This is a genomic window from Clostridium psychrophilum, from assembly GCF_018861705.1.
Classification (GTDB): Bacteria; Bacillota; Clostridia; order Clostridiales; family Clostridiaceae; genus Clostridium_AD; species Clostridium_AD psychrophilum.
The window spans coordinates 17,047-40,797 of sequence record NZ_JAHLEC010000012.1 but is presented as its reverse complement, the minus strand read 5'-3'; the positions used below and the strand labels follow the sequence as shown (position 1 = coordinate 40,797).

Below are 23,751 nucleotides of genomic sequence, written 5' to 3'. Positions count from 1 at the left end.
ACTTCCTTTAATTTTAAAGTAGATTCTTGATGGCTTCTTCAATCTCCATTGGTTCTATTGGTGATTCATATCTATTTACAACATTTCCTTCTTTGTCTATCAAGAATTTAGTGAAATTCCATTTAATAGAATTACCTAATAAATATTCTGGAAATTTTTCTTGTATAAACGCAGATAACATTTTACCACTTGGGTTATTTATATCAAAGCCCTTAAATGATGACTGATTTGTTAGGTATTTAAATAAGGGATCTGCATCATTACCTCTAACGTCAACTTTTTCAGAAAGCGGAAATGTTACACCAAAATTAATTTCACAAAAGTTTTTAACGTCTTCGTTATTTGCAGGTTCTTGTTCTGCAAATTGATTAGATGGAAAACCAACTATTTCGAATCCTTTAGTATTATATTTTTCATATAGTTTTTGCAAATCTTTATATTGAGGTGTAAAGCCACATTTACTTGCAGTATTAACAATTAATACCACCTTGTCTCTGAATTGATTAAGGGATGCGTCTTCTCCATCGATAGTTTTAAATTTAAAATCGTAAATATTCATAATTTAATAAGCCTCCTCTAGTTTTTTTAGTAGATATTGTTTTTATAACTAAAATCAAGTTGAACACAACTAAATTTTAAACAACCTAATTAAAATATAACTTATCATGGATACAAAAAAATGTCAAGCATTTATTTCTTTTATCGTAGTTATATTTTTATTATTATACAAAAAATAAGTTAATAGTATTGGCATAACATTTTATAAGTGTAGTAAAGAAGTAACATAGCCAGTATTCCAATTATAATCCAGAAAGCCATTAGTTTATAATTGGCTTTTTTTCGTTTTGGAGTAAAAATATCAACAATCTTATTAAGTGGTTCATTTATTTCAGAATGTATTATTTTTTTTAACTCATCATTCATTTAATTCACCTCATTAATTACTTATTATTTATTATTATTAGTTATTATTATATATATTATTTATATGTAAATTAATATTCCACTTATAAATAAATTATAAATTAAAATGATATGTATAATACTAAGTACATGTAGAGAAAATAACATTGTATATTTAAATAATAAAATTTGAAGGGAGTTTTAAAGATGCCTGATCATCAACATCTCGGAGGTAGTAAAAATAGCAATATTAATGTTAAACGTGACAATAAAAGTAAACCTAAAAAAAGTGAAGGGGATAAGAAATCACAACCATTATATGAAAACTTTAACGGAGAAACTCTTGATTAAACAATAAATTCAGTTTCTGCGATAAAGTCAAAAGCAAATGAAGTCCATGAAATCACTATTCAAAGAAGGAGCAATAATATGCAAAAGGGTAAAAAAAGTGAAGTTAATAGTCAAGAAATTAATATTGGGACCAAAAGAACAAATCCTAGCGATAAGCAAAAAGATGTAAAAAAAAGAAAAAGATAAAACAAATTCTAAATATACTTCTATTAATAGAAAAGGAGGCGATTTGATGGTAAATCAAGGTGAGTATTTTATAAAAGAAGGTTATAAGATAATGAAGTTTGAACGTGATATTGATAAAGTTACTGGTCAGGAAATAGGAAAAATAGAAGTAAAGGCATTAGATGGCCAAAGACAGTATATAAATTTAGATGATAATGCTGCAGATGAAATAGAAAAAAATTTGTTTGAGTATTTAAAAAGCAAATAATATTACAAGCATAGTTCTATAATGCTGAATTAGATATGGTATATTAGAATAATAAATATTATTATTAACAATAATGGGAATAATGTATACTTATAAAAATGAGTATGCATTATTCTTCATTTATTGCCATGTTTAAAATTTTATTAATATATATAATTGTTAAAATTATATGTTAAAATGTAATTTGTTTGTATATTAGAAACTAATGTATTATGGTTTCGCTTACATATATTTTAAAGTGAAATTATTTAACTTTAAAAAACAGGTACAAGAGATTATTTAGCCTTAATGCTAAGTTTTAGGAGGATATAAGAGTGAAAAAAGTTGCAGTCATTTTTAATGGAGGTACAATTTCTATGACAGTTGATCCAAGAATGAGGGCCGCTGTTCCAACACTAAGTGGAGAAGAAATAATGTCAATGGTTACAGGTATTGAAAATTATGCGGAAATAGAGTCATATACATTTTCAAATCTTCCGGGACCTCATGTGACACCTGAACTAATGATGGATTTATCTAAATATGTACAAAACATTTTACTACGCGATGATATATGTGGCGTTGTAGTAACTCATGGTACGGATTCACTTGAAGAAACTGCATATTTACTAGATCTAACTATTGATAATCCAAAGCCAGTTATTGTTACAGGGTCAATGAGAAACAGTTCAGAACTTGGTTATGACGGTCCAGCAAATCTATCAGCTTCTATTTGTACTGCTATTTCAGAAGAAGCATGCAATAGGGGTGTACTTGTGTGTTTTAACGATGAGCTTAATTGTGCTGGTGAGGTTACTAAATCACATTCAATGCACTTAAATACTTTTCAGAGCCCAGAGTTCGGTCCTATTGGGATTATTGACAATAATGAAGCAATATTTTATAGGGACAATTTAAAAAGGGGTCATATAATAACAGATAGTATAGAAACTAGAGTAGATTTAATAAAAGCTTGCGCTGGTATGAATTCAAAATTAATTGACTTTTGCGTTAAGGAAGGTGCTAGAGGGCTTGTTATTGAAGCTATGGGAAGAGGCAATATTCCACCTGAAATGGTAAAGGGAGTAAAAGCTGCTATAAATCATGGTGTTGCAGTAGTTATGGTATCCAGATGCTTTAGAGGAAGGGTACTAAATTCTTATGGTTACCCAGGTGGTGGGAAAGAACTTAGAAATGCTGGCGTTATATTTGGAGATAGTTTGCCAGGTCAAAAGGCTAGAATTAAACTTATGTTAGTACTTGCGAGTACAAGAAACATGGAAAAAATTAAATATATATTCGAATGCGGACGATATAAAACCCGAATTTCATAAGCTAATTTGTCTTAAATATTCGTAATGGTATTGACGCATAATCCTATTTTTGATATTATGTTTGTATTAAAAAAAATAATTACTATATGTTTTAAGCTATAATAAATACATAATTGGGGGTAAATATGAAATCAACACAAAACACTGAAAAAGATTCAATCTTTGAGAAAATGTTTAAATTAAGAGAAAATAAAACAACAGTTAAAACAGAAATACTTGCAGGTATAACTACATTTATAACAATGGCATATATTATATTTGTAAATCCTAACATCCTTAAATTTGCGGGTATGAATTTACCGGGGATTAAGGGAGACGGTGCAGCAGCTTTCACTGCTTTAAATGATCCAGTTGTAGCAGCTGTTTTTGCAGCTACATGTATTGCAGCGGCAGTAGGTACATTTGTAATGGCGTTCTACGCTAATTTGCCATTTGCACAGGCACCGGGAATGGGCTTAAACGCATTTTTTACTTATAGTGTATGTTTAACACTCGGATATACGTGGCAACAAGCATTAGCAGCAGTTCTTATTTCTGGAATTTTATTTATAATTATAACACTTACTTCAATAAGAGAAAAAATAGTGGATGCATTGCCACAAAATTTAAAACTTGCTATTTCTGGTGGCATTGGTCTGTTTATAGCACTTATAGGTCTTAAAAGTGGTGGAATTATTATAGGAAGTAAAGAAACTTTAGTAACATTTGGTACACTTACGACTCCAGGGGCAATAGTAACCTTAATAGGTATAACTGTTACGGCAATACTTATGGCTAGAAAAGTAAAGGGTTCTATTCTAATTGGAATTGTTATTAGCTCAATAGTAGGAATCCCTTTTGGAATTACTAAACTTGCAGGAGTTCATGTGTTTAGTGCACCTCCATCTCTTGCACCGACATTTATGCAGTTCGATTTTCCAGGCCTTTTGGGTGCAAATGCTGGGAAAAGTGTATTTGCTGCAATACTAAGTGTAGTAATGGTTGTAATAACCTTTAGTTTAGTAGATTTATTCGACACTATAGGAACACTCGTTGGAACAGCAACCAAAGCTAAAATGCTTGATGAGAATGGAAAAGTCAAAAATATGAACAAGGCATTGATGTCTGATGCATTAGCAACTACTGCGGGAGCAATTATGGGAACAAGTACAGTTGTTACATATGTTGAATCTACAGCGGGAGTTGCAGAAGGTGGAAGAACAGGGCTTACATCAGCTACAGTAGGTGTGCTATTTCTTTGTTCATTATTTTTTAGTGGACTTGTGGGGATAGTCCCTGCGCAGGCAACAGCTCCAGCACTTGTAATAGTGGGGGTACTTATGATGAGCTCAGTGACTAAAATAGATTTTGAAGATTTTACAGAAGCACTTCCAGCATTTTTTACAATAGCAATAATGCCTTTTAGTTATAGTATAGCAAATGGAATAGCGGCAGGAATTATTTTCTATCCAATAGTAAAAATAGCAACAGGAAGGCAAAAGGAAGTAAGTCCTATAGTATATGTTTTAGCAGCATTATTCATTATTAGATTTATAGTATTACCTTAAGAAGTAAATAGTTTATTGATGCTTTACTTAATAATGAAATAGTATAAGAATATAACAGAGTGCATATAAAATAGAAGTTTCAAATCCTATTTTATATGCACTCTGTTTTTAATATTAGATGTAGTGTAACAAAGTTAGCTTTTCTGAATAACATAGTATAAAAGTTATAAAAAGGGTGATATTGTGAAAATAAATAATAGACTATCTAATATTAATGAATATCATTTTAAAAGTATTGATGACGTAAAAAATAAAGCTATCTTTTCAGGAAAAAAAGTTATTGATTTAAGTATAGGAGATCCAGACTTAGAAGTAAATTCAAAAATAACAGATGAATTGATAGAAGCATTAAAAGGAGATAGATATAATAACTATGCTCCGTATGATGGAATAATTGAACTAAAAAGGGCAGTTATCAAGTACTATGATCAAGTTTATTCTGTAGGATTAAATATGGATGAAGTAATAATTCTTATAGGGTCAAAAGAAGGTATAAGCAATGTTATTCCTGCTGTATGTGATATTGGCGATTGTGTAATAGTACCTGAACCTGCATACCCTGTTTATAGCATTTGTTCAAAGCTTTGGGGTTGTGTTCCTTATACTATTGCGTTAACGCAAAATAATGGATATATGCCTAAGCTTGACGATATCCCTGAAAAAATTGTTAACAAATGTAAGCTTATGTTTATAAATTATCCCAATAACCCAACAGGTGCTGTGGCAACTAAAGAGTTTTATAATCGTATTATAAAGTTTTCTTATGATAATAATATTGTTTTATGTAATGATTCGGCATATAATGAAATAATTAAGGTGGATAAAAAAACTATTAGCCTTATGCAATATGATGTAAAAAGACGATGCATTGAGTTTGGTACTTTATCTAAAACTTACAATATGACAGGATATAGAATAGGATATGCTGTAGGAAATGCTAAAGTAATAAATGCTCTTTTAAAAGTAAAAAGTAATTGTGATTCTGGACAGTTTATTCCAATCCAAAAGGCTGCAATTGTTGCTCTTAATTTAGAACGTAATTATGTTTATAATTTAAGAAAAACATATGATGAAAGGCGAGAGGTTGCTAAAGGTATTCTTATGCAAAAAAATATAAAATTTTTTGACGCTGAGGCTACTTTTTATTTGTGGTGCAAAACACCTAAAAACTATACTACAAGTGAGTTTTGTGAAGAATTATTAATTAATCATGGTATTGTGGTTACTCCTGGAAATGTTTTTGGAAAACTTGGATATGATTATTTCCGTATAGCATTGACTAAAGATAAGCTTATTCTTGAAGAAGCTTTAAAATCTTTAAAAAAATGTGGCGATTAGTATTATTATTGGTATAATATAAACTATATAGGAAATATTTTATTATAAGTATTAATTATTTGGATTAAAGTTAACGGCATTTTAAAAGAAAAGTCTCATACTTCTATAAGGGGGGGATAATAATTATTAATTATTATCCCACTAGAGACATGCAAGGAGGATATATACTATAAAGAGAAAACTCCAGTGGAAGTATAACATTATTTCAAAGTCGTTAATGCATCTTTTTCAGAGCTGCAGAGCGGCCCAGGAGATGATTTAACTATTGAACATAATAATTGTACATTATTCTTGAAAACTTATAGTTTTAGTTTTAAACTTATATAGTAGTCCATTCGTGGCTACCAATAATTTACAATAGATATTGGAAGGATGCGTTTTTATGATTAGGAGTATGACTGGATTTGGGAGAGGAACCTCTGAAAAGGATGGAAAAAGTTTTACAATTGAAATTAAAAGTGTTAATCATAGATATTTTGAAACTAATATAAGAATGCCTAGAGTATTAATATCTTTTGAAGACAAAATCAGAAAAATAATTGGTGAAAAAGTTAAAAGAGGAAAGCTTGATGTTTTTGTAACTCAAGGCAATTATGATAAGGAAGATGTTGCAGCATATTTAAATGAACAATTAGTTGAGAGCTATATAAACTGCTTTCAGACATTAAAAAATAAATATAATTTAGTTGACGATATATCAGTTGGAGCTATTGCTAGGTTGCCTGAGGTAATAACTCTTAAGCAAAAGGAAGAAGATGTTTCAGAAACTTTTGATTTAATAGAGTTATCCTTAATGAAGGCGCTTGAAGCTCTTATTTTTATGAGAGAAAGAGAAGGTAAAAAATTAATAGAAGATGTAATGCATAAATGTGATCTTATTTCTAAATTAGTTGACAAAGTTAAAGAAAGAGCACCTCTCGTTGTCACTGAATACAAGGCAAAATTAAACCAAAGGCTAATTATACTACATAAAGAAGTTGAATTTGATGAAGGCAGAGTTGCTATGGAAATTGCAATTTTTGCTGATAAAGTTGGAATTGATGAAGAAATTGTAAGATTAGATAGTCATATAGAGCAAATGAAGGAAACTTTAGTATTAAATGAACCTATTGGACGAAAACTTGATTTTATTATTCAAGAAATGAATAGAGAAACTAATACTATTGCATCAAAAGCAAATGATCTTAAAATTTTAAATACTGTTATAAATATGAAGAGTGAAATAGAAAAAATTAGAGAACAAATACAAAACATAGAATAAATTGGAGGCAAATGATGAGTATAAAGTTGATAAACATAGGTTTTGGAAACATTGTTTCAGCAAATAGATTGGTAGCTATAGTCAGCCCTGAATCAGCTCCTATTAAAAGAATAATTCAGGAGGCAAGAGACAGAGGTATGCTAATTGATGCTACTTATGGCAGAAGAACAAGAGCAGTTATTATTACTGATAGTGATCATGTAATTTTATCAGCTGTTCAACCTGAAACTGTTGCCCATAGATTATCTGTTAAAGATGAAGATCGTTTAGACGAGGTTGAGGAATAATGAAAAGCAAAGGACAGCTGATTGTTATTTCAGGGCCTTCTGGTGCTGGTAAAGGGACTGTTATCAAGGCACTTCTTGAAAAAAACGATTTTTGGATTTCGGTCTCTGCAACTACTAGAAGTCCGAGAAATGCTGAAATAGACGGAATTAACTATTATTTTATAACAAAAGATGATTTTTTGGAAAAAATAAAAACAAAAGATTTCCTTGAATATGCACAGGTTTATGGAAACTATTATGGTACACCTAAACCAGAAGTCTTAAAAGTATTAGATAGTGGTCGAGATGTAATACTTGAAATAGATATCCAAGGTGCTCTTAACGTAAAAATGTCATATCCAAGTGGTTTGTTTATTTTTATTCTTCCACCATCTATGGAAGAATTAAGAAATAGAATTACAAATAGAGGTAGTGAAACACCAGAGTCACTACTGACTAGATTTAAAGCTGCACATAAAGAAATTAGTTTTGTATCAAAATATGATTATGCAGTTGTAAATGATACTGTAGATAATGCTTGTGATAAAATTCAAAGCATTATAATTGCAGAAAGATGTAGAGCAGATAGAATGAATGGAGATTTTCTAAAGGAGGAAATTAGTAATGAATAATGAAATGATATGTCCATCAATAGTAGATTTATTAAAAAAGGTTGATAATAGGTACTCATTGGTTGTAGCAACATCAAAAAGAGCAAGACAAATAATAGAGGGTCAAAGCCCACTTGTACATGTGGATTCTACAAAACCGGTTACTATAGCTATACATGAAATATATGAAGGAGCTATAGTTGCTACAACTACTCAAGAAGGAATAAAATAATATGGAAGAAAAAAAGATGGTAGTCATTGGGGTGACAGGTGGAATAGCAGTTTATAAGGCTTTAGATGTTATTAGTAGATTAAAAAAAGAAAATGTTGAAGTCAATGTTATCATGACTAAAGCCGCTATTGAGTTTGTAAATCCTATTAGTTTTCAAACCCTTAGTCAGAATATTGTAATTCAAGATATGTTTGATGAGCCTAAAGCATGGGAATTACAACATATATCTCTTGCTAAAAAAGCAGATTTATTTGTTGTAGTCCCAGCGACTGCTAATGTAATTGGTAAAGTTGCAAATGGTATTTCAGATGACATGTTAACTACTACTATAATGGCAACAAAGGCACCAGTGATTTTTGCTCCAGCAATGAATGTTAATATGTACAATAATAAAATAGTACAAAATAACATTAAAAAACTTAAAGAGGTTGGGTATGATTTTATTGCACCTGCAATTGGAAGACTTGCATGTGGGGACATAGGCGAGGGTAAACTTGCTCAAACGGAAGATATTTTTGAAATAATTATGAGTAAGTTGTATCCAATTAAAGATATGATAGGTACTAAGGTTTTAGTTACGGCAGGACCTACTATTGCACCAATAGATCCTGTTCGATATATAACAAATAGATCAACAGGGAAAATGGGATATGCAATTGCAAAAGAAGCAAGAGATAGAGGGGCAGTTGTTACCCTAATATCTGGTCCATGTAATGAAAAAATACCTTTTGGAGTAACTGTTATAAAAATAAACACAAATGAAGAGATGCGCTCTGAAGTACTTAACAACTATGAAGAGAGTAACATTGTTATAAAGGCCGCGGCAGTATCTGACTATAAACCTAAAGAATATTCTAAAAATAAAATCAAAAAAAGTGAAGATAGTTTAAATGTAGAGTTTGTAAAAGATAATGACATTTTAAAAGAATTGGGATTACATAAAAAGAATCAAATATTAGTAGGATTTGCTGCGGAAAGTAATGATTTACTCCAAAATGCAAAAGGAAAGTTAATAAAAAAGAATTTGGATTATATAGTAGCAAATGATATAACAAAAGCAGATGTTGGATTTGGAACTGAAGAGAATAAAGTGATTATTTTAAGCAAAGATAACGATCCAGTAGCATTAGACAAAATGTCTAAAAAACAAGTTGCTAGGGAATTGCTTAATTTAATAAATAAAAAGCGCTAATGCGCTTTTTATTTATAAAGGGCATGAAAATTATAAAATTAAAAGGGTGATTAAGTGTATCAGTATGCTGGAGTTGTGGTGAATAACGATTCTGTTCAAGTGGATAAGGTTTTCACATATAAGATACCTATTAGTTTAATGGGCAGCGTTCTTCTAGGATTTAGAGTTAAGGTGCCATTTGGGAGAGGAAATAAGACACTTGATGCTTTTGTATTAGAATTGTATGAGCAATGTAATAATGTTAATAATATTAAGGAAATAACAAAAATTTGTGATGATATGCCACTCCTTAAAATTACTGATATTGAACTTATTAAAATTATGAAAAAAAAATATCTCTGCACTTACTTAGAGTGCATTAAAGTTATTATTCCAAGGGGAATAACTAAAGGTATAAAGAAGAAGACATCTCAATTACTTACTACAAGAAAACAATTAGAGGGAAAGTTTTTAAAGGAACCTTATAAAAATATTTATGAGTTAATACAACAAAATGATATGAAGTACAATAAAAATGAGTTTAGCAAAATTTTTAGTAAGTCACTGTCATCAACTAATACATTAATCAAATATGGATTTTTAGCTACACAAGAGGTAATTATTAATAGGTATAGTGAAAAAAATTATTCTAGGTATGAAGAAAAAGCACTAAATGATAACCAACAAAAAGCAGTAGACATTATAATGAATCCTAAGTCGAAAAAATTTCTAATACATGGAGTTACAGGTAGTGGAAAGACTGAGATATACATGAAATTGGTTAGTTATATGTTAAAAGAGAACAAACAATCTATAATACTTATACCCGAGATATCTTTAACACCTCAAATGGTTGAAAGGTTTAAAGGCAGATTTGGACGTGATATAGCGGTTTTTAATAGCAGATTATCAGATGGAGAACGATTTGATGAATGGATGAGAGTAAAACTTGGAAATGTTAAAATTGCCATTGGCGCTAGATCAGCTATTTTTTTACCTTTTGAAGATTTAGGATTAATTGTAATCGACGAGGAACATGAATCAAGTTATAAGTCTGACAGTGATCCCAAATATGATACTCGCGAAATAGCATATATGAAATGCAAATTAGAAAATTGTAAATTGGTCTTGGGATCAGCAACGCCTTCTATTGAAAGTTATTATAGAGCTTCTATAAATGAATTAGAATTAATTACTATTAATGAAAGAGCTGATGGTGCAGCTATGCCTAAAGTAGAAATTGTTGATATGCGAGAAGAGCTTATGAATAATAATCGTTCAATATTTAGTAATTCATTGTATGAGGGTATAGCTGAATCTCTCAGAAAAAATGAGCAAGTTATATTATTTTTAAATAGACGTGGTTTTTCAACATTCGTATCTTGCAGAAAATGTGGTTATGTTTTTAAATGTAAAAAATGTGATATTTCATTAACCTATCATAGTTCATCTGATTATCTAACTTGCCATTATTGCGGTGAAAAAGAAAAAATAAGTAAAGTATGCCCAAGTTGCGGAAGTAGTTATGTAAAATATTTTGGGGTTGGAACAGAAAAAATAGAGCAAGAAATTAATAAGATTTTTCCTGGAGCAAGAACTCTGAGAATGGATTTTGATACGACTCGTAAAAAAAACTCTTACGAATATATATATAATACATTTAAAAACCAGCAGGCTGATATTTTAATTGGAACACAAATGGTTGCAAAAGGATTAGATTTTAAAAATGTTACATTAGTAGGGGTAATAGCTGCAGATTTATCACTTAATTTACCTGATTTTAGAGCTTTTGAACGGACATTTCAATTGCTCACCCAAGTTTCAGGAAGAGCAGGCAGAGGTAGTAAGGAAGGTAAAGTAGTTATTCAAACATATAGTGCAGATAATTCAACTATACAATATGCAGCTAATAATGATTATGATAGCTTTTACAAAGATGAAATCATGATGAGAAGAGCTATGGATTATCCACCGTTTACAAGTATCTTATCCATAACTATGAGTTCTGAAAATGAAAATTTATTAATAAAAAGTATACAAAGCGTTGGCCAAGATTTGAAATATAAAATTAAAGATAATGATAAAATCACATTACTTGGACCATGTCCTTGTGGAATATCTAAGATTAAAAATTTTTATAGGTGGCAGATTATAATTAAAGGGAGTATTGAAGAAATAATTGCTGAGAAAATAAAGAATTTAGTATATGAATCTGTTAAGAATATTTATAATAGTATACGTGTTAGTATTGATATTAATCCCAGCAATATGATGTAATAGCATAAAAATAATGAGTTTACACAAGGAGGTTATAGTATGGCTATAAGAACAATTAGAATTTATGGTGATGATTTATTAAGAAAAAAATGTAGAGTGGTGGATGACATTAATCAAAGAATTTCAATATTAATTGAAGACATGAAAGAAACTATGTATAATTCTAATGGAATAGGGCTTGCTGCACCACAGGTTGGAATTCTAAAAAGAATAGTGGTAATTGATGTTGGAGATGGGCTAATAACATTAATTAATCCAGAAATTGTAGAAATGCAAGGATCACAACTTGAGAGTGAAGGATGTTTAAGTATCCCAGGAGTACAAAAGTCAGTAAATAGACCTGAAACCGTGAAGGTCAAAGCAATAAATGAAATTGGTGAGAAAATAATAATTGATGGTGAAGGTCTTCTTGCAAGAGCACTCTGTCATGAAATTGATCATTTAGATGGTGTATTGTTTATTGATAAAGCGATTGAAGATGAGGAGAAATAATATGAATATAATTTTTATGGGTACACCAGAGTTCTCAGTACCTTCGCTTTTGAAACTTATAAAAGAGTTTAAGGTATCTGCTGTTTTTACTCAGCCTGATAGACCAAAAGGGAGGGGCAAAAATTTAGCAATGTCTGCTGTTAAACAATTAGCTACAACTTATAATATACCAGTATATCAACCTTTAAAACTTAGAAATAATGAAGAAATGATAGAAACAATAAAAGATTTAAAACCTGATTTTATTGTAGTAGTTGCATTTGGGCAAATACTTCCAAAGGAAGTGTTAGATATTCCTAAATATGCATGTGTAAATTTACATGCATCATTGTTACCTAAATATAGAGGGGCCGCCCCTATAAATTGGTGTATAATTGATGGTGAAACTAAAAGTGGCAATACAACAATGCTTATGGGTGAAGGTCTTGATACTGGAGATATTTTGCTATCAGAAGAGGTGGAAATTTCTAACAACATTACAGCTGGAGAATTGACTGAAGTTCTCATGGATAGTGGTGCTGACCTTTTAGTTGAAACAATAAATGGAATAGTTAATAACAAAATTACTCCAATTAAACAAGAAAATAAGTTAAGCACATATGCATCTAAGTTAGAAAAGAAAATGGCTAATATAAGTTGGAATAATAGTAGCAGTAATATACACAATTTTATAAGAGGTTTAAATCCATCACCAATTGCATATACTCATTATGAGAATAAAGTAATGAAAATATATAAGTCGAGAATAATTAATGAACAATCAGATAAACAGAGTGGAAGCATAATAGAAGTCTCAAAAGAGGGACTTAGGGTATCGACTGGTAATGGTGTTTTACTTATTGAAGAAATACAATTTCCAGGTAAAAAACCATTGAAAGTGAAGGATTATATAATTGGAAATAAGATAAATGTAGGCACAATTTTAAAATGAGAAAAACATTATAGATTTCGGTCTAAAATAACCGTTCTTATGTGCTTATAGGTATAAACATATTAAAGATAAAATCAAATGAAAATTGAGGTAATAGCATGAATAATAGTAGACTCGTAGCGATTAATGTTATTGAAAAAGTGTTAAATGATAATGCCTATTCAAATATCGTATTAGGAATAGAACTCAACAAGTCTGAATTAAGTGATAAAGATAAGGCACTAGTTACAGAAATAGTTTATGGCACTTTAAAATATAAATATACTATAGATAAAATACTGTGTAATTATATAAAAAAAGGTATAGATAAATTAGAAAGTTTTGTTTTAAATATATTAAGGATATCTGTTTATCAAATTAGATATTTAGATAAAGTTCCAAGTTTTGCGGTTGTTAATGAGGCTGTAAATTTAACTAAAAAAAAGAGCAATATAGGAGCATCAAAACTTGTTAATGGTGTACTTAGGAGCTATTTAAGAGATGAAACTGCAAAATATTATGATGAAAAAGATAATATGCAAAGATTATGTTTTGAATATTCATTTACTAAGGCCTTAGTTAAACTTTTTATAAAGCAATATGGAACAGAAACTGCTGAAAAAATTCTTAAAGGATTAAATTATAAACCTGATGTTACAGTTAGAGTTAATACCCTAAAACTAACTTATAAAGAAATATGGGAAAAACTTATAAAAAATGGGTATAATATAGAAGAAGGATATGTATGTCCTGAAGCAATACGAATTATTAAAGGTAAAAATATAGAGAATAACCTCTTATTTAATGAGGGAAATATAACAGCTCAGGACGAGAGTGCTATGCTTACAGCAAGATCTATGGAAATAAAGCCAAATTTACAAGTCCTAGATCTTTGTAGTGCGCCGGGTGGGAAGACAACACACATCGCGGAACTTATGAAGAATACAGGACATATTTTAGCATTTGATGTACATGAAAATAAACTATCACTCATTGAAGAAAATTTAAAGAGAATAGGAATTACAAATACAACATGTGACGTTCACGATGCTACGATTTACGATCCAAATTTATTTGAATATGCGGATAGAGTTCTTATAGATGTTCCTTGTTCTGGTCTTGGAATTATAAGGAAAAAACCTGAGATAAAGTGGAGTAAAAGCTTAAAAGATATAAAAAGTATAATAGAGATACAAAGAAAAATAATGGAAAATGCTTCTAAATACGTAAAAAAGGGCGGTATCCTTGTATATTCAACATGTACCCTTAATAAGGAAGAAAATGAAGTTAATATTGAATGGTTTATGAATTCACATCCAGAATTTAAGATTGAACCAGTATCATATGGAAAATTTGATAATATAAATTATAGTGATAAAGGGTATGTAACTATATTTCCAAATGAATACATGGATGGGTTTTTCATAAGTAAATTTAGAAAGTTATAGTGGTTTATAAAATGATAGTGGGTGTATAGAATGATAAATATATTAGATTTAGATTTAGTTGAATTAAAATGTTGGATGAAAGATAATGGTGAAAGTGGATTTAGAGCTAAACAGGTATCAGATTGGATTTATAATGATGTTTGGAAGTTTGAGGACATGAACAATATTCCTAAAAGTATACAGGAAAAGTTACAAAACAATTTTCACATAGGAATACCAAAACCTATTGAAGAGCATTCATCAAAGCAAAAGGATACAAAAAAATATTTATTTGAGTTAAATGATGGTAATCTAATTGAATGCGTTATTATGAAATATAAACATGGAAATTCAATATGTATATCGACTCAAGTTGGATGTAAAATGGGATGTAAATTTTGTGCATCAACAATTGGTGGAATGATTAGAAACCTAACATCTGGGGAAATGCTAGGACAAATAATTAAATCGCAACAATTAATTGGTGAGCGAATTTCGAATGTTGTATTAATGGGAAGTGGGGAACCATTTGATAATTACCGTAATGTTATAAAGTTTCTTGAATTAGTAAATTCAAAAAATGGATTAAATATTGGACAAAGGCATATAACTATTTCTACTTGCGGAATAGTACCAAAAATAAAGGAATTTGCTGATCTTAATTTGCAAACGACACTTGCTATTTCTCTGCATGCATCTACTGATGAGATACGCAAAAAAAGTATGCCAATTGCAAATAAGTATTCGATTGCAGAAATTATTGATATTTCTAGGTACTATATAAACAAAACTAATAGGCGGATAACTTTCGAATATGCTTTAGTGAAGGGTCTTAATGATAGTGCTCAAGATGCAGAAAGATTAAGTGCTTTATTGAAGGATATGTTATGCCATGTTAATTTGATCCCAGTTAATGAGATTAAAGAGAATGAATTAAAGAGGTCTTCGAATGAAGATGTTGCTGAATTTAAGAAGGTACTTGAAACAAACAATATTCAGACGACAATAAGGCGAGAGATGGGATTAGATATTAATGCAGCATGTGGTCAACTTAGGAGAAGCTACATTAAAAGTGAGGAACTTAAATGAGGGGGTATAACAATGTTTGGGGTTTTATCAGATGTTGGAAATGTTAGGAAAACAAATGAAGACTCTGTTGGTTGTTTTGAATCAAGCGATTTTGATGTTTATGCTGTAGCAGATGGCATGGGGGGACATAATGCCGGAGAGGTCGCAAGCCAATTAGCTATTAAGGTTATAATGGAATATATAAAGAAAAATAATGAGGGATTGGATTTAAAAGAGGTGTTATCAGAAGGAATAAAATGTGCAAATAAAGAAATTTATGATATGTCCAGTCAAAATGATGAACTAAAAGGAATGGGTACAACATTAACCATTTGTTTAAAAAAACAAAATAAAATGATCGTTGCAAATGTAGGTGATAGTAGTTGTTTTATTATTAATAATAATAGAGAATTAATAAAAGTTACAAGAGATCATTCTTTAGTTCAACAGCTTTTAGACAATGGATCTATAACTGAAGAAAACGCCAGGACTCATCCCAATAAAAATATTATTACAAGAGCACTTGGAACAAATGAATTAGTAGAAGTTGATTTATTCGATGTCGATTTGACGAGTACAATTAAATGTATTTTATGTACAGATGGCCTTTCTAATGATGTGACTTATTCTGAGATGTATGATATTATAATTGAAAATGACAACCAATCAAGTTGCAAAATGTTAGTAGATTTAAGCAAGTCAAAGGGTGGACGTGATAACATATCAGTTATTGTGTTTGAAGGAGAGTGCAGAGATGATAGGAACCGTATTAGGGAATAGGTATGAACTCCTTGAAAAAGTTGGAGAGGGCGGAATGGCAATAGTTTATAAAGCTAAATGTCGTTTGCTCAATCGCTTTGTTGCTGTAAAAATTCTAAAAGAAGAATTCTCAAACAATATAGTATTTATGGAAAAATTTAAAAAAGAAGCTTCATCTGTCGCTAGTCTTTCATCAAATAATATAGTTAATATCTATGATGTTGGAAAAGAGGGAGATATTAATTATATTGTAATGGAATATATAGAAGGTAAAACTTTAAAACAAATTATAGTTGATCATGGCAGCATGGAATATGATAAGGTAATAGATTATGGTATGCAAATAGCAAAAGCACTTGAGTGTGCTCATAAGAATAACATTATACATAGGGATATAAAACCACATAATATCTTAGTTACAGAGGATGGGACTGTTAAAGTTACTGATTTCGGTATTGCAAAGGCTGCCAGTTCTGTAACTATAACTAATACTAGTACAGTTATGGGATCAGCTCATTATTTTTCGCCAGAACAGGCCAAAGCTAGTTTTGTAGATTGTAGAACTGATATTTATTCTTTTGGAATAGTGCTTTATGAGATGGTAACTGGGAGAGTGCCTTATGATGCAGAAAGTCCTGTATCTGTAGCTTTAAAGCATATACAAGAAGAAGTTGTTCCACCTAAGGAAATAAGAGCAGATGTTCCAAAAAATTTAAATAAATTAATACTAAAAGCTATTGAAAAAGAACCTATTAAGAGGTATCAAACAGCAAAAGAAATGTTCTTAGATCTTGAGAGAATAAAAAACAATAGTTCATATACTATTGCAACAAATGTTATGGATGATGATTATACTAGAGTTATGGAACCTGTCAATGTGGCTGATTATCAAAAAGAAGAGGTGGAAGAAAAACCGAAACCTGAGCATAATAAGAAAAGTAACAATAAACATACTAAAAAAAATAAATCTAATATAATAGTTCCTATTGTAATAATTTTATTTGTTATTTTAGCTGCTGTTTTAGGGCTTGCTGCTAAAAATTATCTGTCTAATAATCAGGCCACAACTGTGGCTAAAATAGTGGTTCCTAAAGTTATTGGGTTAGATAAGGTAGCTGCAAATGCTCTAGTTGTAAAAGAAGGCCTAACCTTTAGCGTGGTTGGCGAAGATAATAGTGATAAACCTAAAGGTGAAGTTTTATTATGTTTTCCAGACGAGGGAACAGAAATAAATGCCAATGGAGAAGTAAGAGTTCGAATTAGTAAGGGACCGGCAAGTTTCTCAATGCCATCTCTTGAAAGAAATAATAAAGCTTCGGCTAAAGCTATTATTGAACAAAATGGATTAGTGCTTAGCAGTGCTAAAGAAGAGTATAGTGACTCTATAGCGAGTGGTATGGTTATAAGCCAAGATCCAGTTCAAGGTAGTTCAGTTCAAAAGGGTGATAAAGTAAGTTTAGTAATAAGTTTAGGTGTAGAAGTTAAATATGCAAAAGTTCCAAATTTATATAATCAATCTTTAAGTAAGGCGGAGCAAATGTTGCAGGCCGTAAATTTAAAGTTAGGTGTCCAAAAAGAAATAATAACTAGTGATAAGTCACTAGATGGTAAAGTAATTAGTCAAAGTTATGAGGCAAATGCAGACCTTAAAGAAGGCAGTTCGGTAGGTGTTAGTTATTATACCTATAAAGAACCACAAAACGAACAATTTACGGTACCTAGTTTTACAGGAAATACTGTCAAACAAGCTAGAGCAATAGCAACGCAAAATGGTGTAACTATATCAGTTTCTGGTAGTGATGATGATATAATCGAATCACAAGATAAGGTGGCGGGAACTAAAGCTGATGTTGGGACTACTGTAAATTTAACATCTAAAGCTCCTGTAACACCAAGCACAGGAACTGGTACTGATAGTACTACAGAAGGAACAACACCAACAACCAAGACTCCAAGTAAAACACCGTCAACAACTACAACAACGGCAACGCCGAAAACAGCAACAACACCGAAAACAGTAACAACACCAACAAAGTAGAAAATCTAATGAGTGTAAGTTATGAGAAATGTTTATAAATATTAAGTCAAGCGCAATTAAAGGAGGATATATGCAAGGAGTAATCACAAAAGGAATAGGCGGGCTGTATTTTGTAAAAGTGGAAGATAAGGTTATAGAATGTAAGGCAAGAGGAAAGTTTAGGTATACCGGGCTTGTCCCTGTTATTGGTGATAAAGTGGAAATAATGCTTGAGACGGATGTAAGTAAAGGCGTAATTGAAAAAATTTATGCAAGAGATACAGAAATGATACGTCCAGCAGTGGCTAATGTAACCCAGGCTTTTGTAGTTTTCTCCTTAAAAAAACCTGATTTAAATATGGATTTACTAAATAAATTTTTAGTGCTTTGCGAACACTACAGGTTAAAAATAGTCCTTTGTTTAAATAAACTAGATTTAGTTGATAAAGTTGATGAGAATCTTGTACAAGAACTTAGAAATGTTGGTTGTGATATAGTATTCTTAAAAGCAAAAGAGGGAGAGGGACTTTCTGAGTTAAAAGCAAAAGTTAAAGATAATATTTCTGTTTTTTGTGGCCCTTCCGGAGTTGGAAAATCAACTATATTAAATAGTTTACTTGGTAGAGAAGCTATGAAAACGGGAGACATAAGTAAAAAATCACAGAAAGGTAAGCACACGACTAGACACAGCGAGCTTATTGAATATGAGGATGGTTTTTTACTAGACACTCCAGGATTTTCATCTTTAAGTTTAGATTTTATTGAGAAAGAAAAATTACAAGATTGTTTTCCTGAATTTGAAAAACATGGAAGTGAATGTAGGTTTTCAAATTGTATGCATTATAAAGAACCTAATTGTAGAGTTAAGGAAGCGGTAGATTCTAATGAAATATATGCAGATAGGTACAAGTTTTATATAAAAACATTAGAAGAGATTATTGCTAGGGGGAATAAAAAATGATAAAAATAGCACCGTCTATATTATCAGCAGATTTTTCAAGGCTAGGCGAACATATTAAAGAGTTAGAGGCGTGCGGGGCAGATATAATCCATATTGATGTAATGGATGGTATGTTTGTACCTAATATTTCTTTTGGAATACCGATTATTAAGAGTATAAGAAAATTAACAAAATTGCCATTTGATGTACATCTTATGATAGAAGAACCATCTAGGTATATTGAAGACTTTGTAAAAGCAGGAGCTGACATTATAACTATTCATTATGAAGCTGATAGACATATTGATAGAACTATTAATTATATTAAAAGTTTCGGTGTAAAGGCAGGAGTCGCATTAAATCCTGCCACTCCTGTAGATTTAATAAAACACTTGATAAGTAATCTAGATTTGGTGCTTATTATGACAGTAAACCCTGGATTTGGTGGCCAAAAATATATTGGTTATTGTCTTGATAAAATTAAAGAAGTTAGAGGTCTTGCAGATAAATGCAACAAAGAACTCTTGATTCAAGTAGATGGTGGTATTGATGAATCAAATATCCGAGAAGTTGTTAGTGGTGGTGCTAATGTAATTGTAGCTGGATCATCGGTATTTAAGAATGGGGAAATCGGAAAAAATATAAAAGCTTTAAGAGATTCTTTATAAAATGAAAGCAATAATAGTATCAGGAGGAAATCCACCATCAAAGGAGTTACTAAAAAGTGAAATTACAAAGAATACATTTTTAATTGGGGCAGATAGTGGGGCTAATTGTTTATATGAATATAATATAAACCCTAATTTACTTGTTGGAGATTTTGATTCAATCGATGAAAAGGTATTAGGTTATTTTAAAACAAATAATTGTAGTATAGATGTATATCCTAAAGAGAAAGATTATACAGATACTGAGATTGCAGTTAGAAAGGCTATAAGCATGCAACCAAATGAAATAGTACTACTAGGGTGCACTGGCAGTAGAATTGATCATTTGCTAGGGAATATTGGAATGCTGAAAATTTGTTTAGAGAATGGTATTAATGCGTTAATTAAGGACGGGAACAATAATATTAGGTTAACTAACTCATCAACTTCTCTAAAGGGGAAAATGGGTGATATATTCTCATTACAATCTTATGGTGATGAAATTATTGGATTAACAATTGAAGGCGCAAAATATCCTCTAGATAATTGTAATCTGAAAATTGGTCAGAGCATATCTATTTCAAATGAGTTTAAAGGCCCTCGCGTTGAGCTTAAATTTAAATCTGGAACTCTGATGATAATATTATCATCAGATTAATGTGTATTCAAAAACTATTTTATTATTGATTTATTCAATAATAAAATAGTTTTTTATTTTGGAAACATTATAGATATTAAATCATATAATAATATTGGAATACTTTGAGAGGAGAATACCTTATGAAAAGGTATTATAAGTTTTTTGGAAGACAACTTGGAGTAATCATTGCATGTTTAGGCATAGGAATTTTAGCAGTCTTTGTAGTTCCATTTTATTGGTGGATAATTGTTGTGGGAGGGGGTATTGTTTATTTTGGGTTTACTATAATGAATCATAACCATCATTGTTAGTGATTAGAAACAGATATGATAAATTTATTAACATTTTGAAATAAGGTCGCTTGCAAGTTGGGTAAGAGTAGTAATTATTTGATTATATTGGAATAATACTTAAAAGTTTAAATATTTATTGTTTGGGAGGTAAGAGAGATGAAAATTATGGCTATTAAATTACCGAGATTTATGTCTCGAATAATTAGATTTTTTCTAAGAAAATAACATAGAAAAGCTATTATTGGTAATAATACTTTCGAGAAACATTAAGATATATAGGAAAGAAGACTATTTAAGATATACATTTTTGAAATTTATATTAAAAAAATATAGCTTTCACAGGTGGATTTAAATAAAAAATGCAGCTGGTTACAGCTGCATCTTTATTTCTTAACTATATAGCACGTTGTACTTTACCTGAACGAAGACATCTAGTACATACATGTATAGATTTAGGCGTTCCGTTAACTATAGCTTTAACTTTTTGAATATTTGGAGCCCATTTTCTTTTTGATTCACGGTGAGAGTGACTATACTGACTACCAGCTATAACACCTTTATTGCATATTTCGCATTTTCTTGACAATGAAAACACCTCCTTAATACTATGAAGAAAAAAATCTTCTCAATTGAAACACGCATAATTGTAACATACATACGACTACTCTTGCAAGTTAATTGCATGATTATTAGCAACTAAAGTAATTATATATTAAAATTTATTGAATATATATATTAAATTTTGTTGAATAAATTAGTGATATAATATAAAATAATCTATATAGCATTATAAGGAGGAATTATAATGAAGGGTAAGATTACAACCGAGAATGGTACAATATATTATTCAGAGGAAGCACTAGCCAACATAGTTGGCATTTCTACAACGGAGTGTTATGGGGTTGTGGGCATGGCATTAAAAGATGCTAAGGATGGATTTTGGCAATTAATTAAGAATGATGGATTAAATAAAGGGGTTAGAATTAATTCAAAGGAAAATAAATTATATATTGAGTTGTATATTATTGTTGAGTATGGAACAAAGATATCTATAATAGCAAATAATATAATTCAAAAAATAAGGTATAATGTTGAAAATTACACAGGACTAAAAGTTGCGACAATAACGGTAAACGTCCAAGGGGTAAGGGTTTAAGGAGGCATAGGCAGTGGAATACTTAAAAATTAATGGTAAACATTTTCGTAATATGGTAATAAATGCATCAAATAGATTAGAGGACAAAAAAGAATATGTAAATTCACTAAATGTATTTCCTGTTCCAGATGGAGATACAGGAACTAATATGTCAATGACATTTAAGGCAGCTGTACAAGAAATTGATAATACGGAAACAGAATCAATTGCTGAGATAGCACAAAAACTAGCTAGAGGCGCGCTAATGGGCGCAAGAGGTAATTCGGGCGTAATACTATCACAAATATTTAGAGGCATTGCAAAGGGACTAGAAGGCAAAACAGAAGCTACATCCGAAGAATTTGCTAAAAGCATTTTAGAAGGTGCAAAATTTGCATATAAGGCAGTTATGAGACCTACTGAAGGTACTATTTTAACTATTATTAAAGTGGCTGGTGATAGTGCAGTAAAAAGTGAAGCGATAAATGTAGTTGAACTTATGCAGGATGTTTGTAAGTATAGTGAAATTATGCTTAGTAAGACTCCTGATATGCTTCCAGCATTAAAAGAAGCTAAAGTAGTTGATGCCGGTGGAATGGGACTTGTAATATTATTTAAGGGAATGTACGAAGCTTTAAACAATAACATGGAAGCTATAATTAATAAGTCAGAGAATAAAGGTAGTAAATCAGATGTGATATCATCTACAATTTCAGATACACCTGTAGACATAAAATTTGCATATTGTACTGAACTATTAGTTGTTGCTAGAAATGTTGATATTAATAAATTAAAAAAATATTTAGAAAAGTATGGAGACTCAATGGTTGTAGTTGTGCAAGATGAGTTCCTGAAAATTCATATACACACAAATGATCCGGGAATAATTCTTTCAAAAGCAATAACGCTAGGTGAACTGTTTAAAGTTAAAATCGAAAATATGAAAGAACAACATAAAAATTTATTAGGTATAACAGATGAAGAAACTGAGAAGCCAGTAAAAAAAGATATTATTGAAAGTAAAAAATATGGATTTATATCTGTTGCACTTGGAGAAGGCATTAAAAATATTTTTGAGGATTTAGGTGTGGATGTTGTAATTGAGGGTGGTCAAAGCATGAACCCAAGTACACAAGACATATTAGATAGTATCAATAATATTAATGCTGAAAACATATTTATACTACCTAATAATAAAAATATACTTATGGCAGCACAGCAAGCGGTTGAGTTGTCAGAAAAAAATGTAATTGTTATACCATCTAAAACTATTCCACAAGGTATAACTGCAGTAACAATGTTTAATGCTGATGTGAGTGTAGAAAAAAATCAGAATATATTAACAGAGGCAATTAAGAATGTTGCAACTGCTTCTGTTACTTTTGCTGTTAAAGATACAGAATTTAATGGTAAGGCAATAAAAGAGGGGAATATACTAGGTTTAGTTGAACAAGAAATTAAAGAAGTTGGAACAGACATTTATAGAGTTTGTGAAAACATTATTGAGAGTATGGTAAAAAAAGATAGTGAACTCATTACAATTTTCTATGGTGAAGATTGTGTTTCAAGTAAGGTAGAAGAGCTTATTTCTACTTTAGAACAGAAGTATCCGGATATAGACATTCAACATTATAATGGAAAACAACCATTATATTATTTTATTGCTTCAGTTGAATAAAAGCCTTAGGGCTTTTTTTCTTATATCTTAATAATGAGCATA

26 protein-coding genes are annotated in these 23,751 nt (G+C 30.5%); 23 read left to right on the top strand and 3 right to left on the bottom strand.

Features of this window, described 5'->3' with window-relative positions; genetic code table 11:
- Nucleotides 1-13 precede the first annotated feature (13 nt).
- Nucleotides 14-559 carry a glutathione peroxidase gene (locus tag KPL38_RS04595; RefSeq protein ID WP_216287636.1) on the bottom strand — a complete coding sequence of 182 codons (546 nt, stop codon included), beginning with the start codon at nt 557-559 and terminating at the stop codon, nt 14-16.
- A 179-nt stretch (nt 560-738) separates the two neighbouring features.
- Nucleotides 739-924: a hypothetical protein gene (locus KPL38_RS04590; RefSeq protein ID WP_216287634.1), complete on the bottom strand. Its 186-nt coding sequence runs from the start codon at nt 922-924 to the stop codon at nt 739-741.
- A 186-nt stretch (nt 925-1,110) separates the two neighbouring features.
- Here KPL38_RS04590 and KPL38_RS04585 point away from each other — a divergent pair, with 186 nt between their 5' ends.
- The 21 genes from KPL38_RS04585 (at nt 1,111) to KPL38_RS04485 (ending at nt 20,914) form a co-directional block, all read left to right on the top strand.
- A complete protein-coding gene (locus KPL38_RS04585; RefSeq protein ID WP_216287631.1) occupies nt 1,111-1,254 on the top strand; it encodes a hypothetical protein in 144 nt (47 codons plus the stop codon).
- A gap of 232 nt (nt 1,255-1,486) precedes the next feature.
- Nucleotides 1,487-1,687, top strand: coding sequence for a hypothetical protein (locus KPL38_RS04580; protein WP_216287629.1), 201 nt, complete (start codon nt 1,487-1,489; stop codon nt 1,685-1,687).
- Between the two features lie 314 nt (nt 1,688-2,001).
- On the top strand, nt 2,002-3,000 hold the full coding sequence (locus tag KPL38_RS04575; RefSeq protein ID WP_216287627.1) for an asparaginase: 999 nt from the start codon (nt 2,002-2,004) through the stop codon (nt 2,998-3,000).
- 125 nt (nt 3,001-3,125) lie between these two features.
- Complete coding sequence (locus tag KPL38_RS04570; RefSeq protein ID WP_216287625.1) at nt 3,126-4,547, top strand: NCS2 family permease; 1,422 nt, start codon at nt 3,126-3,128, stop codon at nt 4,545-4,547.
- Between the two features lie 183 nt (nt 4,548-4,730).
- Nucleotides 4,731-5,885, top strand: a complete 1,155-nt coding sequence (locus KPL38_RS04565) for an aminotransferase class I/II-fold pyridoxal phosphate-dependent enzyme (protein ID WP_216287619.1) — start codon at nt 4,731-4,733, stop codon at nt 5,883-5,885.
- Nucleotides 5,886-6,267: 382 nt separating this feature from the next.
- Complete coding sequence (locus KPL38_RS04560) at nt 6,268-7,146, top strand: YicC/YloC family endoribonuclease (RefSeq protein WP_216287618.1); 879 nt, start codon at nt 6,268-6,270, stop codon at nt 7,144-7,146.
- 14 nt (nt 7,147-7,160) lie between these two features.
- Nucleotides 7,161-7,433, top strand: coding sequence for an extracellular matrix/biofilm regulator RemA (gene remA, locus KPL38_RS04555; RefSeq protein WP_216287617.1), 273 nt, complete (start codon nt 7,161-7,163; stop codon nt 7,431-7,433).
- The gene (gmk, locus tag KPL38_RS04550) at nt 7,433-8,044 is read left to right on the top strand and encodes a guanylate kinase (protein ID WP_216287611.1); all 612 of its coding nucleotides are present in this window, start codon (nt 7,433-7,435) and stop codon (nt 8,042-8,044) included. Before remA ends, gmk begins: the two co-directional genes overlap by 1 nt.
- A complete protein-coding gene (rpoZ, locus tag KPL38_RS04545) occupies nt 8,037-8,255 on the top strand; it encodes a DNA-directed RNA polymerase subunit omega (RefSeq protein WP_216287609.1) in 219 nt (72 codons plus the stop codon). The genes gmk and rpoZ overlap by 8 nt, the downstream gene beginning before the upstream one ends.
- 1 nt (nt 8,256) lies before the next feature.
- Complete coding sequence (gene coaBC / locus KPL38_RS04540) at nt 8,257-9,447, top strand: bifunctional phosphopantothenoylcysteine decarboxylase/phosphopantothenate--cysteine ligase CoaBC (protein WP_216287607.1); 1,191 nt, start codon at nt 8,257-8,259, stop codon at nt 9,445-9,447.
- 54 nt (nt 9,448-9,501) lie between these two features.
- Nucleotides 9,502-11,703, top strand: coding sequence for a primosomal protein N' (priA, locus tag KPL38_RS04535; protein ID WP_216287605.1), 2,202 nt, complete (start codon nt 9,502-9,504; stop codon nt 11,701-11,703).
- Between the two features lie 39 nt (nt 11,704-11,742).
- Nucleotides 11,743-12,195, top strand: coding sequence for a peptide deformylase (def, locus tag KPL38_RS04530; RefSeq protein WP_216287603.1), 453 nt, complete (start codon nt 11,743-11,745; stop codon nt 12,193-12,195).
- A gap of 1 nt (nt 12,196) precedes the next feature.
- Nucleotides 12,197-13,126 (top strand): methionyl-tRNA formyltransferase, encoded by a 930-nt coding sequence (fmt, locus tag KPL38_RS04525; protein ID WP_216287601.1) that lies wholly within the window; start codon nt 12,197-12,199, stop codon nt 13,124-13,126.
- A gap of 98 nt (nt 13,127-13,224) precedes the next feature.
- Nucleotides 13,225-14,553 carry a 16S rRNA (cytosine(967)-C(5))-methyltransferase RsmB gene (rsmB, locus tag KPL38_RS04520; RefSeq protein ID WP_216287600.1) on the top strand — a complete coding sequence of 443 codons (1,329 nt, stop codon included), beginning with the start codon at nt 13,225-13,227 and terminating at the stop codon, nt 14,551-14,553.
- A gap of 30 nt (nt 14,554-14,583) precedes the next feature.
- Complete coding sequence (rlmN, locus tag KPL38_RS04515) at nt 14,584-15,621, top strand: dual-specificity RNA methyltransferase RlmN (RefSeq protein WP_216287597.1); 1,038 nt, start codon at nt 14,584-14,586, stop codon at nt 15,619-15,621.
- Between the two features lie 12 nt (nt 15,622-15,633).
- Nucleotides 15,634-16,380: a Stp1/IreP family PP2C-type Ser/Thr phosphatase gene (locus tag KPL38_RS04510; protein WP_216287594.1), complete on the top strand. Its 747-nt coding sequence runs from the start codon at nt 15,634-15,636 to the stop codon at nt 16,378-16,380.
- Nucleotides 16,355-18,397 carry a Stk1 family PASTA domain-containing Ser/Thr kinase gene (gene pknB / locus KPL38_RS04505; protein ID WP_216287592.1) on the top strand — a complete coding sequence of 681 codons (2,043 nt, stop codon included), beginning with the start codon at nt 16,355-16,357 and terminating at the stop codon, nt 18,395-18,397. Before KPL38_RS04510 ends, pknB begins: the two co-directional genes overlap by 26 nt.
- A gap of 70 nt (nt 18,398-18,467) precedes the next feature.
- Nucleotides 18,468-19,337, top strand: coding sequence for a ribosome small subunit-dependent GTPase A (gene rsgA / locus KPL38_RS04500; protein WP_216287591.1), 870 nt, complete (start codon nt 18,468-18,470; stop codon nt 19,335-19,337).
- The gene (gene rpe / locus KPL38_RS04495) at nt 19,334-19,984 is read left to right on the top strand and encodes a ribulose-phosphate 3-epimerase (RefSeq protein ID WP_216287589.1); all 651 of its coding nucleotides are present in this window, start codon (nt 19,334-19,336) and stop codon (nt 19,982-19,984) included. The genes rsgA and rpe overlap by 4 nt, the downstream gene beginning before the upstream one ends.
- A gap of 1 nt (nt 19,985) precedes the next feature.
- The gene (locus KPL38_RS04490) at nt 19,986-20,621 is read left to right on the top strand and encodes a thiamine diphosphokinase (protein ID WP_216287587.1); all 636 of its coding nucleotides are present in this window, start codon (nt 19,986-19,988) and stop codon (nt 20,619-20,621) included.
- A gap of 122 nt (nt 20,622-20,743) precedes the next feature.
- Nucleotides 20,744-20,914, top strand: coding sequence for a hypothetical protein (locus KPL38_RS04485; protein ID WP_216287586.1), 171 nt, complete (start codon nt 20,744-20,746; stop codon nt 20,912-20,914).
- A 376-nt stretch (nt 20,915-21,290) separates the two neighbouring features.
- Here the strand turns inward: KPL38_RS04485 and rpmB are convergent, their stop codons facing one another.
- Nucleotides 21,291-21,482 (bottom strand): 50S ribosomal protein L28, encoded by a 192-nt coding sequence (gene rpmB / locus KPL38_RS04480; protein WP_216287584.1) that lies wholly within the window; start codon nt 21,480-21,482, stop codon nt 21,291-21,293.
- A 219-nt stretch (nt 21,483-21,701) separates the two neighbouring features.
- Here rpmB and KPL38_RS04475 point away from each other — a divergent pair, with 219 nt between their 5' ends.
- Together KPL38_RS04475 and KPL38_RS04470 are read left to right on the top strand one after the other, a co-directional pair.
- Complete coding sequence (locus tag KPL38_RS04475) at nt 21,702-22,052, top strand: Asp23/Gls24 family envelope stress response protein (RefSeq protein ID WP_216287582.1); 351 nt, start codon at nt 21,702-21,704, stop codon at nt 22,050-22,052.
- 13 nt (nt 22,053-22,065) lie between these two features.
- The gene (locus KPL38_RS04470; RefSeq protein WP_216287580.1) at nt 22,066-23,709 is read left to right on the top strand and encodes a fatty acid kinase ATP-binding subunit FakA; all 1,644 of its coding nucleotides are present in this window, start codon (nt 22,066-22,068) and stop codon (nt 23,707-23,709) included.
- The last annotated feature ends 42 nt before the right edge of the window (nt 23,710-23,751 follow it).